The 14,632-nt window shown below is 68.8% G+C and carries 13 protein-coding genes; 12 read left to right on the plus strand and 1 reads right to left on the minus strand.

Annotation, left to right across the window (positions count from 1 at the left end):
• Positions 1-102 precede the first annotated feature (102 nt).
• From PO605_RS26110 to prfH, 7 genes are all read left to right on the plus strand, one after another.
• Positions 103-1,287 (plus strand): pyridoxal phosphate-dependent aminotransferase, encoded by a 1,185-nt coding sequence (locus PO605_RS26110; protein WP_061289592.1) that lies wholly within the window; start codon positions 103-105, stop codon positions 1,285-1,287.
• A gap of 12 nt (positions 1,288-1,299) precedes the next feature.
• Positions 1,300-1,716 carry a tol-pal system-associated acyl-CoA thioesterase gene (ybgC, locus tag PO605_RS26115; protein WP_016450455.1) on the plus strand — a complete coding sequence of 139 codons (417 nt, stop codon included), beginning with the start codon at positions 1,300-1,302 and terminating at the stop codon, positions 1,714-1,716.
• On the plus strand, positions 1,713-2,417 hold the full coding sequence (gene tolQ / locus PO605_RS26120; protein ID WP_016450454.1) for a protein TolQ: 705 nt from the start codon (positions 1,713-1,715) through the stop codon (positions 2,415-2,417). The genes ybgC and tolQ overlap by 4 nt, the downstream gene beginning before the upstream one ends.
• 30 nt (positions 2,418-2,447) lie before the next feature.
• Positions 2,448-2,873, plus strand: coding sequence for a biopolymer transporter ExbD (locus PO605_RS26125; protein WP_272207107.1), 426 nt, complete (start codon positions 2,448-2,450; stop codon positions 2,871-2,873).
• 24 nt (positions 2,874-2,897) lie between these two features.
• Positions 2,898-4,040, plus strand: coding sequence for a cell envelope integrity protein TolA (gene tolA / locus PO605_RS26130; protein ID WP_017406058.1), 1,143 nt, complete (start codon positions 2,898-2,900; stop codon positions 4,038-4,040).
• Positions 4,041-4,439: 399 nt separating this feature from the next.
• On the plus strand, positions 4,440-5,726 hold the full coding sequence (locus PO605_RS26135) for an RNA ligase RtcB family protein (protein WP_016450451.1): 1,287 nt from the start codon (positions 4,440-4,442) through the stop codon (positions 5,724-5,726).
• Positions 5,717-6,316 (plus strand): peptide chain release factor H, encoded by a 600-nt coding sequence (prfH, locus tag PO605_RS26140; RefSeq protein WP_043792355.1) that lies wholly within the window; start codon positions 5,717-5,719, stop codon positions 6,314-6,316. The genes PO605_RS26135 and prfH overlap by 10 nt, the downstream gene beginning before the upstream one ends.
• Positions 6,317-6,326: 10 nt before the next feature.
• On the opposite strand, the gene PO605_RS26145 is transcribed toward prfH, so the two are convergent.
• Entirely contained in the window at positions 6,327-7,109 is a 783-nt protein-coding gene (locus PO605_RS26145; RefSeq protein WP_272207133.1) for a sulfite exporter TauE/SafE family protein, read from the minus strand.
• Between the two features lie 144 nt (positions 7,110-7,253).
• Here PO605_RS26145 and PO605_RS26150 point away from each other — a divergent pair, with 144 nt between their 5' ends.
• The 5 genes from PO605_RS26150 (at position 7,254) to PO605_RS26170 (ending at position 14,442) form a co-directional block, all read left to right on the plus strand.
• Complete coding sequence (locus tag PO605_RS26150) at positions 7,254-8,165, plus strand: LysR family transcriptional regulator (protein WP_272207108.1); 912 nt, start codon at positions 7,254-7,256, stop codon at positions 8,163-8,165.
• A gap of 21 nt (positions 8,166-8,186) precedes the next feature.
• Positions 8,187-9,575, plus strand: a complete 1,389-nt coding sequence (gene trhP, locus PO605_RS26155; RefSeq protein WP_272207109.1) for a prephenate-dependent tRNA uridine(34) hydroxylase TrhP — start codon at positions 8,187-8,189, stop codon at positions 9,573-9,575.
• A gap of 112 nt (positions 9,576-9,687) precedes the next feature.
• Positions 9,688-10,560: a hypothetical protein gene (locus PO605_RS26160; RefSeq protein ID WP_016450446.1), complete on the plus strand. Its 873-nt coding sequence runs from the start codon at positions 9,688-9,690 to the stop codon at positions 10,558-10,560.
• 25 nt (positions 10,561-10,585) lie between these two features.
• A complete protein-coding gene (locus PO605_RS26165) occupies positions 10,586-12,031 on the plus strand; it encodes an aminotransferase-like domain-containing protein (protein WP_016450445.1) in 1,446 nt (481 codons plus the stop codon).
• Between the two features lie 248 nt (positions 12,032-12,279).
• The gene (locus PO605_RS26170) at positions 12,280-14,442 is read left to right on the plus strand and encodes a TonB-dependent receptor family protein (RefSeq protein WP_272207110.1); all 2,163 of its coding nucleotides are present in this window, start codon (positions 12,280-12,282) and stop codon (positions 14,440-14,442) included.
• Positions 14,443-14,632: the final 190 nt, after the last annotated feature.

Genomic DNA, 14,632 nt, shown 5'->3' on the forward strand with positions numbered 1-14,632 from the left:
ACGCGCCTGCATCCACCGGGGCACAGGCCCCGCCGCATCCGGCCGTCCCTGGCCCGCCCGCGCCTGCCGGGCGCGGGCGCCTCTTTCAGGATTTCACCCGTCATGAAGTTTTCGACCCGCGCCGACCGCATTGAGCCCTTTTACGTGATGGAGATCGCCAAGGCGGCGCAGGAGATGGCGCGCGGCTGCGCGGACAGCGACACGCCGATGATCTTCCTGAACATCGGCGAGCCCGACTTCACCGCGCCCCCGCTGGTGCAGGAGGCTGCGGCCCGTGCCGTGCAGGACGGCGCCACGCAGTACACGCCGGCCCTGGGCCTGCCCCAGCTGCGCGAGCGCATCAGCCACTGGTATGCGCAGCGCTTCGGCGTGGATGTGCCGGCGCGGCGCATCGTGGTCACGGCCGGCGCCTCGGCCGCGCTGCAGCTGGCCTGCCTGGCGACCATCGACGCGGGCGACGAAATCCTCATGCCCGACCCCAGCTATCCCTGCAACCGCCACTTCGTGAGCGCAGCCGAAGGCCGGGCCGTGATGGTGCCGACCACGGCGGCCGAGCGCTACCAGCTGAGCGCCGACAAGGTCGAGGCCGCCTGGAACGAGCACACACGCGGCGTGCTGCTGGCCTCGCCCTCCAATCCCACCGGCACCTCGATTGCGCCGGCCGAACTGCGCCGCATCCTCGACGTGGTGCGCGCCAGGGGCGGGCTGACCATCATCGACGAGATCTACCTGGGCCTTTCGTACGATGCGGCTTTCGGCCAGACCGCGCTGGCGCTGGGCGAGGACGTGATCAGCATCAACAGCTTCAGCAAGTACTTCAACATGACGGGCTGGCGCCTGGGCTGGATGGTGGTGCCCGAGGCCATGGTGCCCGTGGTCGAGCGCGTGGCGCAGAACCTCTTCATCTGCGCCAGCACCGTCTCGCAGCGCGCCGCCCTGGCCTGCTTCGAGCCCGAGTCCATTGCCGAGTACGAACGCCGCCGCGCCGAGTTCAAGGCCCGGCGCGACTTCTTCATCCCCGCGCTCGAGGCCCTGGGCCTGCCCGTGCCCGTACAGCCCGACGGCGCCTTCTACGCCTGGGCCGACTGCCGTGCCGCTGCCGCCAGGCTCGGCGTCCAGGGCAGCTGGGACTTTGCCTACGCCGTCATGGAGCGCGCCCACCTGGCCATCACGCCGGGCCGCGACTTCGGCACGTTCGAGACCGCCGACTTCGTGCGCTTTTCGACGGCCAACTCCATGGAACAGCTGCAGGAGGCCGTGCGCCGCCTGCAGCGCCTGCTGGCCTGAGGCCCGCCGCACATGGCCTTCGAATTTCCCATCCGCGTCTACTGGGAGGACACCGATGCCGGCGGCATCGTGTTCTACGCCAACTACCTCAAGTTCTTCGAGCGCGCCCGCACCGAGTGGCTGCGCGCCCTGGGCATAGGCCAGCAGCAGCTGCGGGAACAAACGGGCGGCATGTTTGTCGTAACCCAGGCCCAGCTGCAATACCTGCGGGCGGCCCGGCTGGATGACCAACTCCTTGTTACCGCCGAGCTGCAAAGCAGTGGCCGCGCTTCGCTGACAATACGCCAGCAGGCGCTGCTGGCATCCGCCGGCGATGGCAATGCGCCGCCGCCCCTGTTGTGCGAAGGCACGATCCGCATTGGATGGGTGGATGGCTCGACCATGCGCCCCGCAAGAATTCCGAACCGCATCCTGGAGCAACTCTCATGAACTCCCATGACATGTCCATACTCAGCCTCGTGCTGCAGGCCAGCTGGGTCGTGCAGCTGGTCATGCTGATCCTTGTGGGCGCCTCGGTGGCCAGCTGGGCCACCATCTTCCGCAAGTCGCAGACCTTGAAGCGCGTGCGCACGCTCAACGACGGCTTCGAGCAGGACTTCTGGTCGGGCACCAGCCTCAACGACCTCTATGCCTCGGCGGCCCACCATGCCAAGCAGGGCGGCCCCATGGAACGCATCTTCGCCAGCGGCATGCGCGAGTACCAGAAGCTGCGCGAGCGCCGCATCGCCGACGTGAACCAGTTGATGGACGGCACCCGCCGCGCCATGCGCGCCAGCTTCCAGCGCGAGATGGACGAGGTCGAATCGGGCCTGTCCTTCCTGGGCACCGTGGGCTCGGTCTCTCCCTACGTGGGCCTGTTCGGCACCGTCTGGGGCGTGATGCACGCCTTCACCGGCTTTGCCAACATGGAGCAGATCACGCTGGCCACCGTGGCCCCCGGCATTGCCGAGGCGCTGGTGGCCACGGCCATGGGCCTGTTCGCCGCCATCCCGGCCGTCACGGCCTACAACCGCTACGCCCACCAGATCGACCGCGTGGCCAGCCAGCAGGAAACCTTCATCGAAGAGTTCTCCAACATCCTGCAGCGCAACGTGGGTGCGACCGGCTCCAGCACCCCGTCCGGCCATTGAAGTCGCGCACAGTTTGCAAGGAGTGAGCACATGCCCGCAGTAGCCTCGCGCGGCGGCCGCAGCCGCCGCACCGTCAACGAGATCAACATGGTGCCCTTCATCGACGTGATGCTGGTGCTGCTCATCATCTTCATGGTGACGGCGCCCATGCTCACGCCGGGCTCCATCAACGTGCCCAGTGCCGGCAAGGCCGCGCGCACGCCCCCGAAGCGCGCCGACGTGATGCTCGACAAGGACGGCGGCATCCGCATCAAGGCCGGCAGCACCGACAAGACCGTCACGATCCAGGAACTGGGCGCGGTCGCCAGGAGCTGGCAGGACCAGCAAAGCGACGACAGCGCCGTGCTGATCTCGGCCGACAAGAAGCTGCCCTTCGAGACCGTGATGGCCGCCATGTCGGCCCTGCAATCGGCCGGCGTCAAGCGCGTGGCCTTCGGCGTCAAGTCCTCCCAGTAAGCAGCGCCGCCCGCCTTCGACTCCATGCCCAACCTGCAAGACCACGACCAGTTCGCACCGCCGCGCACGCGCGGCCGCACCCGTTCGTGGGCCATGGCCGTGGCCGCGCACGGGCTGCTCGTGGCCGCCATGCTGTGGACCGTGCGCCCCCCGAAGCAGGCCGACGAGCCCATGGTCGAGGCCGAGTTCTGGTCCACGGCCGCGCCGGCCCCTGCCCTGCCCGTGCCCGCGCCTCCCCCGCCACCTGCGCCCGAGCCCGTTCCCCAGCCGCCACCGCCGCCGCCCGCGCCCGTGATTGCACCGCCCCCACCTCCCAAGCCGCAGGCCGTGGACGACGACCGCGAGGCCGAGATCGCGCTGGAGAAGAAGCGCAAGATCGAGCAGCAAAAGAAGGAGCGCGCCGAACAGGCCGCCCGCGAGCAGCGCGAGAAGGAACGCCAGGAGCGCCTGGACAAGGAAAAGGCCGAGAAGGCGGCCAAGGACAAGGCCGAGCGCGAGAAGGCGGAAAAAGCCGAGAAGGACCGCCGCGACAAGCTCGAGCAGCAGAAAAAGGACAAGGCCGAGCAGGACCGCAAGGAACGCCTGGAGCAGCAAAAGAAGGACAAGGCCGAAAAGGAAAAGGCGGACAAGGAAAAAGCTGCCAAGGACAAGGCCGAGCGCGAGAAAGCCGAGAAGGCGGAGAAAGAAAAGGCCGCCAAGGCAGAAGCCGAGAAGAAGGCCGCCGAGGACAAGCGCAAGAAGGAACAGGCCGCCAAGGAAGCGCGCGAGGCCAAGGAAGCCGAGGCACGCCGCCTGGAGAACATCCGCCGCATGCAGGGCCTGGCCGGCAGCGGCGGCTCGGCCGGCGAAGGCGCCGGTGGCAGCAAGAGCGGCGGCTCGGGCAGCTCCGCCGGAGGCCCCTCGGCCGGCTATGGCGCCAAGGTGGCCGCGCGCGTCAAGCCCAACATCGTCTACCCGGACGCCATCAGTGGCAACCCGCGGGCCGAGGTGCGCGTGCGCACCGCACCCGATGGCACCATCACCGGCGCCACCATCGCCAAGTCCAGCGGCAACAAGGCCTGGGACGACGCCGTCATCCGCGCGCTGCAAAAGACCGAGACGCTGCCGCGCGACATCGATGGCCGCGTGCCTTCGGACCTGGTCATCGGATTCCGCCCGCAGGACTGAACGGGCACAGGCCCTTCATCAAAAAGCCCCGCCGGTACCTGCCGTTGGGGCTTTTTCCATCTTGCGTTGTATGCAATCCGCCACGCGCCTGCGACTTCGCTTGCGGCACCGGCCGCTTGTCCCTAGCATCCCCGTCTTTGCCGCATTCGCGGCACCCGTCCACCATCGCAAAGGAGAGAACCCATGTCCCATTCGACACGTCCCTTTGCAGTCGTGCACGCTTGAAGCCCTAGCGCCTCCAGGCCACGCTGCAGACCTGATTCCCGGCCCCGCAAGAGGCCCGGCTTTCGGCTGCGCGTGCGCTTTTCCTGATGCCTGTCCATCGAGCTTGCGGCGACTGCCCATTGCGCATTCCGCATCTGCCGGAATGTGCCCCAAGCACTCGATCGAAAGCCATTCATGGGCAATTCCATAGTATTCCGTGGCGCAAACGCGGCACCCGCAATCACTCAAGCCAGAGACACCGAGGAAGGGCCGCCCCGCACCGAGGGTGTCGTCTCCCCCCGCGAAGCGAGAGGGGGGAAGGCGCGCAGCGACTCAGGGGGGCCGGACATCCATCTTCAGGTGTTCGCCAACCGCGGCGTCTGGATTGAAGACGCCGCCATCCAACAACTTCAAACGACGGCCCGCAACCTGGCCGGCATGCGCGCAGCCGTGGGCCTGCCGGACCTGCACCCGGGCCGGGGCTACCCGGTAGGGGCGGCCTTCTTTTCCGTCGGCCGCTTCTACCCTGCCCTGGTCGGCGGCGACATCGGCTGCGGCATGTCGCTGTACAGCACGGAGCTGGCAGCGCACAAGACCTCGGCTCCCAAGCTGGAAAAGGCGGTGGGCAACATCGACGGCCCCCTGCCCCAGGAACTGCTGGACGCCGTGGACATGCAGCAGCTGGAGCACATCGCCCAGGCCAGCGGCGTGGCCGACCTGGCGTATCTGCAGGACAGCCTGGGCACCATTGGCGGCGGCAACCACTTTGCCGAACTGCAGGTGGTGGACACGCTGTACGAGGACGGCGCGCTCGACAGGAAACGCGTGCACCTCATGGTGCACAGCGGCTCGCGCGGGCTGGGCGGCGCCATCCTGCGCGCCCATGTGGAGGCCTTCAGCCACGACGGCCTGGCCGCCAGCAGCGATGCCGCCACGCAGTACCTGCGCCAGCACGCGGCCGCCATCGCCTTCGCCCAACTGAACCGCGCCAGCATTGCGGCACGCCTGCTGCGCGCCCTGCGCACGCGCGGCCAGGCCCTGCTGGACATCACCCACAACCACGTGATCGCCCACCACTGGCGCGGCGAAGACGGCTTTTTGCACCGCAAGGGCGCCACGCCGGCCGACCAGGGTCTGGTGGTGATCCCGGGTTCGCGCGGCGACTACAGCTACCTTGTGCGGCCCGTGGCCGGGCGTGACGAGGCACTGCACTCGCTGGCGCACGGCGCGGGCCGCAAGTGGGCACGTACCGATTGCATGGGCCGCCTGCGCCCGCGCTTCACGCTGGACGAACTGCTGCGCACAAAATTCGGCAGCGCCGTGGTCTGCGCCGACCGCGAACTGGTCTACGAGGAGGCCCCCCAGGCCTACAAGGACGTGGACTCCGTCGTCGCCAGCCTGCAGGAAGCCGGCCTGGTGCAGCTGGTGGCGCGGCTGCGCCCCCTGCTGACCTACAAGAAGGGAGCCATGCAATGCTGCTGATCCAGCTGACCGCATCCCACGGCCCCGCCGAGTGCGAGCATGCCGTGCGCCTGACCCTGCGCGAGCTGCTGCGCGACTGCGCTGCCAGCGGCATCACCGTGGACGTGCTGGAAGAAACGCCCACGCCGGCCGGCTACAGGTCCGTGCTGCTGCGCTGCGAGGGCGACACCGGCCTGCTTCACGGCACGCTGGGCGCCTGGCTGGGCACCATCCAGTGGGTCTTCGACAGTCCCCTGCGGCCCCACCATCCGCGCAGGAACTGGTTTGTTGCCGTGCAGAAGTGCGAGCCGCCCCGGCAATTGCCGGCAGACGGCGAAATCGTCTTCCAGGCCTGCAAGGCCTCGGGCAAGGGCGGCCAGCATGTCAACACCACGGACTCCGCCGTCCATGCCCTGCATGTGCCCAGCGGGATCTCGGTGAAGGTCATGAGCGAGCGCAGCCAGCACGCCAACAAGCGGCTGGCGCGCGAGCTGCTGGCCCTGAAGCTGGCGCGCCTCAACGCGCAGGGCGAGGGCCAGGCCCGGCGCACGCGCAGCCAGCAGCACTGGGAGGTGGAGCGCGGCAGCCCCGTGAAGGTGTTCCGCGCCTGAACGCCCGGGGCTAGCCCCGGGCGCACATGTAGATGCCCAGGGCCAGCAGGCCCAGCATCAGCACGCGCTTGAAGACCTGGGGCGACAGCGACTGGCGCAGCCGCTCGCCCCAGGCCATGCCGGCCAGGGCGGGCAGCAGCATCAGCGCGGAAACCAGGGCCGTGGCACCCCACCCCGTCCAGGACGAAGCGGCATGGCCCGGCCCGGACCCCTGCGCCAACGCCAGCGCCATGCCCGCGCCCAGCGCCAGCGTGGACACCGTGAAGCACAGGCCCATGGCCTGCATCAGCGCCTGCCGGCCCAGCGCCAGCGATTGCAAAAAGGCCACGGCCGGCACCACGAACACGCCGGTCAGCGCCGTGATCCCGCCCGTCAGCAGACCACACAACAGGCCCAGCCAGGCCTGATGCCTCTGCGGCAACTGCAGGCCCGGCCCCCACAGGCCCCACAGGGCATACACAACCAGGGCCACGCCCAGCGCCGTGCGCGCCACGGCGGCCTCGCCCACCGGGCCCCACCACAGCATGCCGCCCACCGTGCCCGCGACAATGCCCAGCTGCATCCAGCCCAGGCGCCGCAGCAGCGGCCGCAGCGATGGCAGGGGCCGCATCTGCACCACATTGGTCACCAGGGACGGCAGCAGCAGCCAGGCCGCCGCCTGCCCGGCCGGCATGAACAGCGCCAGCAGCGCCATGGACACCGTGGGCAGGCCCAGGCCCACCACCCCCTTGACAACACCGGCCAGCCCGAACACGGCCACCGCCGCCGCCAGCACCCACCACGCATCCCACATCACGGCCACCCTGCACTTTCACTGACCTGGCTCAGGCCCTTCCTGAACCTCATGGCGCCATGCTCGTGTACCAACAAAGGGATCACAATCGGGAATCTTCAAACCAAGGCTCAGGCATGGCCTGATCCTTCAGCACCACAGGCCATGCGATTCGACCTCACCGACCTGCAGCTGTTCGTCCACATCCTCGACTGCGGCACGCTCACCGCGGCGGCCGGGCGCGCGCACATGACGCTGGCCTCGGCCAGCGAGCGCGTGCGCGGCATGGAGGCGCAACTGGGCTGCGCCCTGCTCGCGCGCCAGGCGCGCGGCGTGCGGCCCACGGCGGCCGGCCACACGCTGGGCCAGCATGCGCGCAGCGTGCTGGCACAGATGCAGCGCCTGCGCGGCGACATGGCCGAATACGGCGCGGGGCTGGCCGGCCATGTGCGCGTCTGCGGCAACACCTCGGCCGTGGGCGAGCACCTGCCCCTGGCCGTGGCGGGCTTTCTGCGCAGCCACCCGCGCGTGGCGCTGGAGCTGCAGGAATGCGGCAGCGCCGAAGTGCTGGACCGGCTGCGCCAGGGCCTGTGCGACATCGGCGTGGCCAGCGATGCGCAGGACACCACCGGCCTGCAGGCCACGCCCTGGCGCCCCGACCCGCTGGTGGCCGTGCTGCCGCGCGGCCACCGCCTGGCCCGGCGCACGCGCCTGGCCTTGCAGGAGCTGCTGGCCGAAGACTGGGTGGGCCTGCCGCACGATGCCGCCCTGCAGATGCTGGTGCGCCAGCAGGCCGCCTTGCTGGGGGGGCCGTCGGAAGGGCAGTTGCGCTGGCGCGCCCAGCTGCAGCACCTGGACAGCATCTGCCAGCTGGTGGGCCAGGGCGTGGGCGTGGCCGTCATGCCGGCGGCAGCCGCGCAGCGCCTGGCCCCGGCCAGCGGCGCCCGCGCCGTGCCCTTGAGCGATGCCTGGGCCCGGCGCCAGCTGCTGCTGTGCACCGTCCGGGAAGACCAGTTGCCCGCCCATGCCAGGCAGTTGCTGGTGCATCTGCAAGGGCTTGGCTCGCCTGAGCCTTAGCGAACCATGTTGGAAAGCGCTATGCAGGACAATACGGGGATCATGACCCTCAAAGCCCCCGAACTGCTGCTGCCGGCCGGCTCGCTCGACAAGATGCGCGCGGCCTACGACTTTGGCGCCGACGCCATCTACGCCGGGCAACCCCGCTACAGCCTGCGCGCACGCAACAACGAATTCCGCCTCGAACAGATCGCCCAGGGCATCTCCGAGGCGCATGCGCGGGGCAAGAAATTCTTCGTCACCAGCAACCTGATCGCCCACAACGACAAGGTGCGCACCTATATCCGCGACATCGAGCCCGTGATCGAGTGCAAGCCCGACGCGCTGATCATGGCCGACCCCGGCCTGATCATGATGGTCAAGGAAAAGTGGCCCGAGACCGAGGTCCATCTCTCGGTGCAGGCCAACACCACCAACTGGGCCACGGTGAAGTTCTGGCAGAAGGCCGGCGTCTCGCGCATCATCCTGTCGCGCGAGCTGTCGCTGGACGAGATCGAGAAGATCCGCCAGGAATGCCCGGACATGGAGATCGAGGTCTTCGTGCACGGCGCGCTGTGCATCGCCTACTCGGGCCGCTGCCTGCTGTCGGGCTACTTCAACCGGCGCGATCCCAACCAGGGCACCTGCACCAATGCCTGCCGCTGGGACTACAAGACGCATGACGCGGCCGTGGACCCCAATACCGGCGAGGCCCTGGCCCAGACCATGGAGCAGGACTTCAGCTTCGAGAAGGCCCGCGAGGAAGCCGACAGCCAGTTCACCAGCACCTGCGGCGACGGCGCGCGCCACCCCAAGGCCGAGCAGGTCTACCTGCTGGAGGAAAAGGGCCGCCCCGGCGAGCTGATGCCCATCATGGAAGACGAGCACGGCACCTACATCATGAACTCCAAGGACCTGCGCGCCGTGGAGCATGTGGAGCGCCTGGTGAAGATCGGCGTGGACTCGCTCAAGATCGAGGGCCGCACCAAGAGCCTGTACTACGTGGCACGCACGGCCCAGGTCTACCGCCGCGCCATCGACGATGCCGTGGCCGGCCGCCCCTTCAACCCCCACCTGATCACCGAGCTCGAAGGCCTGGCCAACCGTGGTTACACGGGCGGCCTGCTGGAGCGCCGTCCCTCGCAGGACTACCAGAACTACGAGACCGGCCACTCGGTGCTGCAGCGCAGCCACTTCGTGGGCGAGGTGCGCAGCTATGCCGACGGCATGGCCGAGGTGGAGACCAAGAACCGCTTCTCGGTGGGCGATACGCTGGAGATCATCCACCCGCAGGGCAACCGCCAGGTGCTGCTGGAGAAGATGTTCAACCTCGACGGCGAGCCCGTGCAGGTCGCCCAGGGCAACCCGATCCGCGTGCGCATCCCCCTGGAAGGCCCGGCTGAAGGCGCGCTGATCTCGCGCCTGCTCTGAGGGCGGGCTTCGCCCCTGCTTCCAGTTTTTCTTCTTGGCGGCCGTCCAGGTCCATTGCCGCAATGGCCTGGAGCGGGCGCCTTTTTCTTTCATTCCTCATTTCTGCACTGCCATGGACATCGTCGTCAACGAAGAACTCAAGGCCTACATCGACCCGCTGACCCCCGATGAACTCGACGCGCTGGAGCGCAGCATCCTGGCCGAGGGCTGCCGCGATGCGCTCGTGCTCTGGAACGACCTGCTCATCGACGGCCACAACCGCTACGCCATCTGCCAGAAGCACGGCCTGCCCTTCAACACCATCCAGGCCACGCAGTTCAAGAACATGGACGACGTGCACCTGTGGATGATCGACCAGCACCTGGGCCGCCGCAGCGTGTCCGACTTCCAGCGCGGCGTGCTGGCGCTGCGCAAGCGCGAGATCATTGCGGCCCGCCGCTCGGCCGCTGCCGCCGCCGTGATGGCGGCCAAGGCCGAGGCGCCGGCCCAGCCCGAAGGCGAAGCGCCCTGGGAAGGCGAGACCGACCCCGTGGTCGCCGCCGCCCTGGCCAGCGTGGCCAAGGTGCCCGATGAGGCCCTGGACACGCGCGAGGCCCTGGCCCGCGTGGCCCGCCTGTCCAGCAGCCAGGTCAAGCTGATCGAGACCATCCAGCAAAAGGCCGCGCCCGAAGTGGTGGCCGCCGTGCGCTCGGGCGACATCTCGCTGAGCACCGCCGCCGTGGTCGCCAGCCTGCCCGTGGATGAGCAGCAGGCCGTGGCCGCCGCCGGCGCCGACGAACTCAAGCAGGCCGCCAAGCGCGTGCGCGATGCGAAGAAAAAGCCCAAGGCCGCCAAGCCCGAAGCCGACGCTGCCGACGGCGAAGGTGCGGCCGTGACCGCCTCGCCCGAGGAACTGCAGCAGCGCGTGAACGAACTTGAAGCCGAGAACGAGCGCCTGCGCCAGCAGATCAAGGCCTTGCAGGAACTGCTGGCCGAACAGGGCTGATCCCCGGGCCGCGACCTCCCCAGGCATGACGCGCTACCAGGAACTGGCCGACGATATCGAGGCCTCCATCGCCGCAGGCGTGCTGCGCGCGGGCGACAAGCTGCCCTCCGTGCGTCACACCAGCGAGCGGCGCGGCGTCAGCGCCTCCACGGTGTTCCAGGCCTACTACCTGCTGGAGGCACGCGGCCTGGTGCGCGCGCGCGAGCGCTCGGGCTACTTCGTCGCGGCGCGGCCGCACAGCGCCCCGCCCGAGCCCACGCAGCTGTCGGCCCCCCCGGGCGAGCGCTTTGCCGTGGTCGATGTGAGCGAGCGGGTGTTCGAGGTTCTGGAATCGTCCATGGACCGCGATGTCGTGCCGCTGGGCTCGGCCTTTCCCTCGCCACGCCTGTTCCCGCTGCAGCGCCTGGGCCAGGCCCTGGCCCGCGCCGCGCGCCAGGCCGATCCGCGCAGCGCCCTCGATGACCTCACGCCCGGCAGCATGGCATTGCGACGCCAGATCGCGCGGCGCTACCTGGCCGACGGTCTGGCACTGTCACCGTCCGACCTGGTCATCACCAATGGCGCGCTGGAGGCACTGAACCTGTGTCTGGCCGCCGTCACGCGGCCCGGTGGCGCCGTGGTCATCGAATCGCCCTGCTTCTATGGCGCGCTGCAGGCTCTGGAGCGCATGGGGCTGTCCGCCATCGAGGTGCCCACGCATCCCGGCGAAGGCATGGACCTGGCCGCGCTGGAGACCGCCGTGCAGCGTCACCGGCCCCAGGCCATCTGGTTGATGACCAGCTTCCAGAATCCGCTGGGCAGCCTGATGCCCGAGGCGCGCAAGAAGGCCCTGGTGGAACTGGCCACGCGCCACCAGCTGCCGCTGATCGAGGACGATGTCTACGGCGAGCTGTACTTTGGCGAACACCGCCCGCCACCGGCCAAGGCCTTCGACACCGAGGGCTGGGTGCTGCACTGCGCCTCGTTCTCCAAGTGCCTAGCGCCCGGCTGGCGCGTGGGCTGGACCGCTCCGGGCCGCTTCACGCGCGCCGTGGCGCGGCAAAAGCTCACCACCACGCTGGCCACCAATGCCCCCAGCCAGCAGGCGCTGGCCGACTACCTGGAAAGCGGTGGCGTGGACCGCCACCTGCGCCGCCTGCGCCAGAGCCTGGCCCTGCAGCGGGACCACATGGCATCGGCCATTGCCCGCCACTTTCCACAAGGCACGCGGGCCACGCGGCCCGAGGGCGGCTACTTCATGTGGATAGAGCTGCCGCCGTACTGCGATGCGCTGGCCCTGCACCGCGCAGCGCTGGCGCGCGGCATCAGCGTGGCGCCGGGGCCGATCTTCTCGGCCTCGCAGGCCTTCGGCCATTGCCTGCGGCTGAACTACGGCCATGACTGGAGCGACGAGACCGGGCAGGCCCTGGCCACGCTGGGCGAGCTGGCCCGCGCAATGCAGTCCCTTCCAGCAGCAAAAGCAGCAGGGTAAGCGCCCGCTGCGCTGGCGGCACCTGCTGCGCTGTAGCGCCCGGGCAACGCGACCCCGCGCAGCTGCTGCCAGCCTGGTGCCGGCTGGATGATTCTCATTTAGACTCGCGCACCGAACCGGCATTGCCGCCATGCATGCTGACCGGTCCTTGTCTCCTGCTTCCGCCTCGCCCGCCGCCACGCGTCCTGCAGCCTGCCAGCCGACCCTTCAGCGCTGCACCATTCCCAGAGGCACAAAGGAAGTTTTCCATGGTTTCCAGCAATCACTGCGCCACGCTCACACGCTGCGCGGCCGCTGTCGCCGCCGCCCTGCTGTCGCTGCAGGCGTCGGCACAGGCACCATCGCCCACCACCACCGCACCCGAGGCCGGCCTGTCCACCATCACCGTCACGGGCAACTGGCTGGACAACCCCAGCGAGGAAAAAGTGCTGGACCATGCCGGCGCGCGCACCATCGTCGAGCGGGCGCGCATCGAGGAAACCGGCTCCTCCAGCCTGCGCGACGTGCTGCGCCTGGTGCCCGGCGTGCAGGTGCAGGACAGCAACGGCACGGGCGGCAGCGATGTGTCGCTGAACATCGGCGTGCGCGGCCTGACGGCACGCCTGTCGCCGCGCTCGTATGTGCTGATGGACGGCGTGCCCGTCTCCTACGCGCCCTACGGCCAGCCCCAGCTGTCGCTGGCGCCCGTCTCGCTGGGCAACCTGGAGTCGGTGGACGTGATCCGCGGCGCGGGCTCGGTGCGCTACGGCCCCCAGAACGTGGGCGGCATCATCAACTTCGTCACGCGCGCCATTCCCAAGACCTTCGCGGCCGAGGCCTCGGTGGGCACCGAGTTCTACAGCCACGGCGGCAATGCCAAGACCACGCCCAGCCTCTTCGTGGGCGGCACCAGCGAATCCGGCCTGGGCCTGGCCCTGCTGTACTCGGGCACGCATGGCGACGGCTGGCGCGCAGGCAATGACAAGACCGATATCGACGACATCCTGCTCAAGGGTGCCTACCGCATCTCGGCCCAGGACGACATCGCCGTGTCGCTGCACCACTTCGAGGGCTCGGGCCGCATGCCCGGCGGCCTGACCACGGCGCAGTACGCGGCCGACCCGTTGCAGTCCACGCGCTCCTACGACAGCTTCGACGGCCGCCGCACCGATGCCTCGTTCAAGTACAACCACAAGGACGGGCGCAACAACTTCGAGGTGCTGGGCTACTACGTGGACTCGTTCCGCGGCAGCCACATCGAGCAGGACAACGCCAACCAGCGCCGCCTGACCGCCGCGCCGCGCAGCTACCACTACTTCGGCATCGAGCCGCGCTACTCGCGCCTGTTCGAGACCGGCTCCGTGGTGCAGGAAGTCAGCGTGGGCTACCGCTACCTCAAGGAAAGCAGCTCCGAGGTCGCGCTGCGCACCGCCTACTACAACCCCGCCACCATGGCCAACGCCATGGCCCTGCCGATCACGCCCTACCAGACCAGCCAGGGCGGCACCACGGCCCATGCCTTCTACATCGATGACCGCATCGACATCGGCAACTGGACCATCACGCCCGGCGTGCGCTACGAACGCATCAACTCCTTCAACAACGTCAGCAACCTGGGCGCCGACGGCAGCACCGTCACCAGCCAGCTGTTCCCCAAGGCCGATGCACGCGAGCTCCTGCCCACGCTGTCCGTGCTCTACCGCATGAATGCGCAGTGGTCGCTGTTCGCCAACGCGGGCAAGTCCTTCGGACCGCAGCAGTATGCGCAGCTGGCCCAGACCGAGCGCGGCCTGCATCCCGAATCGGCCAAGACCTATGAGGTGGGCACGCACTACAACAGCCCGGCGCTGAACGCCGAGCTGACGCTGTTCAACATCGACTTCGACAAGGAACTGCTGCTGACCCGCGTGGGCGTGGACGGCATCTGGACCGACCTGGGCGCCACGCGCCACCGCGGCATCGAGTCCTCGCTGCGCTACGACCTGGGCCAGTGGAATGCCGCGCTCAAGGGGCTGACGGCGGGTGTGTCCTATACCTATACCGAGGCCGTCTCGCGCGCCGGCGATTTCGCGGGGCGCGACCTGCCGCTGTACTCGCGCCACACGGGCCAGCTGTGGGCGCGCTATGCGCTGGGGCAGTGGACGCTGAATGCGGACCTGGCCGCGCAATCGAAGCAGCGCTCTCCGGGGTCGGGCACGCAGTATGTGACGCAGGAAGATGCTGCGGGGCGGCTGGGCGATATTCCCGGGTTTGCAACCGTGGGCCTGCGTGCGGGCTATGACTTTGGCAAGTCGCTGGGCAATCTGCGGATGGCCGTGGGGGTCAAGAATCTGTTTGATCGCAGGTACTACACGCGGTCTACGGACAACAACGGGGGCAAGTATGTGGGGATGCCTCGGACGTTGTATGTGCAGGGGACGTTGCCGTTCTGAGGCTTTGGTTTACGTGGGTCTGTTTTTGACCCTGCCGGGTGGTATTTTTCTGAGGCCGGGTCTCGGTCCGGCGGCCGACTGCCCTTTCTTGATTCGCCAAGAAAGGTCAGATCAAAGAAGGCGACCCGAATGTCCGCGACCCTCCGCTTTGCTGCGGGCAACCTGCGCTGACATACGGGGAGTGGGGAGT

The organism is Delftia sp. DT-2 (assembly GCF_028401915.1).
Lineage (GTDB): Bacteria > Pseudomonadota > Gammaproteobacteria > Burkholderiales > Burkholderiaceae_C > Comamonas > Comamonas tsuruhatensis.

Excerpts from the sequence above, each read along its gene's own strand:
- PO605_RS26110 (WP_061289592.1), top strand. The coding sequence starts at position 103 with ATGAAGTTTTCGACCCGCGCCGACCGCATTGAGCCCTTTTACGTGATG.
- ybgC (WP_016450455.1), top strand. The coding sequence starts at position 1,300 with ATGGCCTTCGAATTTCCCATCCGCGTCTACTGGGAGGACACCGATGCC.
- tolQ (WP_016450454.1), top strand. The coding sequence starts at position 1,713 with ATGAACTCCCATGACATGTCCATACTCAGCCTCGTGCTGCAGGCCAGC.
- PO605_RS26125 (WP_272207107.1), top strand. The coding sequence starts at position 2,448 with ATGCCCGCAGTAGCCTCGCGCGGCGGCCGCAGCCGCCGCACCGTCAAC.
- tolA (WP_017406058.1), top strand. The coding sequence starts at position 2,898 with ATGCCCAACCTGCAAGACCACGACCAGTTCGCACCGCCGCGCACGCGC.
- PO605_RS26135 (WP_016450451.1), top strand. The coding sequence starts at position 4,440 with ATGGGCAATTCCATAGTATTCCGTGGCGCAAACGCGGCACCCGCAATC.
- prfH (WP_043792355.1), top strand. The coding sequence starts at position 5,717 with ATGCTGCTGATCCAGCTGACCGCATCCCACGGCCCCGCCGAGTGCGAG.
- PO605_RS26145 (WP_272207133.1), bottom strand. The coding sequence starts at position 7,109 with ATGTGGGATGCGTGGTGGGTGCTGGCGGCGGCGGTGGCCGTGTTCGGG.
- PO605_RS26150 (WP_272207108.1), top strand. The coding sequence starts at position 7,254 with ATGCGATTCGACCTCACCGACCTGCAGCTGTTCGTCCACATCCTCGAC.
- trhP (WP_272207109.1), top strand. The coding sequence starts at position 8,187 with ATGCAGGACAATACGGGGATCATGACCCTCAAAGCCCCCGAACTGCTG.
- PO605_RS26160 (WP_016450446.1), top strand. The coding sequence starts at position 9,688 with ATGGACATCGTCGTCAACGAAGAACTCAAGGCCTACATCGACCCGCTG.
- PO605_RS26165 (WP_016450445.1), top strand. The coding sequence starts at position 10,586 with ATGACGCGCTACCAGGAACTGGCCGACGATATCGAGGCCTCCATCGCC.
- PO605_RS26170 (WP_272207110.1), top strand. The coding sequence starts at position 12,280 with ATGGTTTCCAGCAATCACTGCGCCACGCTCACACGCTGCGCGGCCGCT.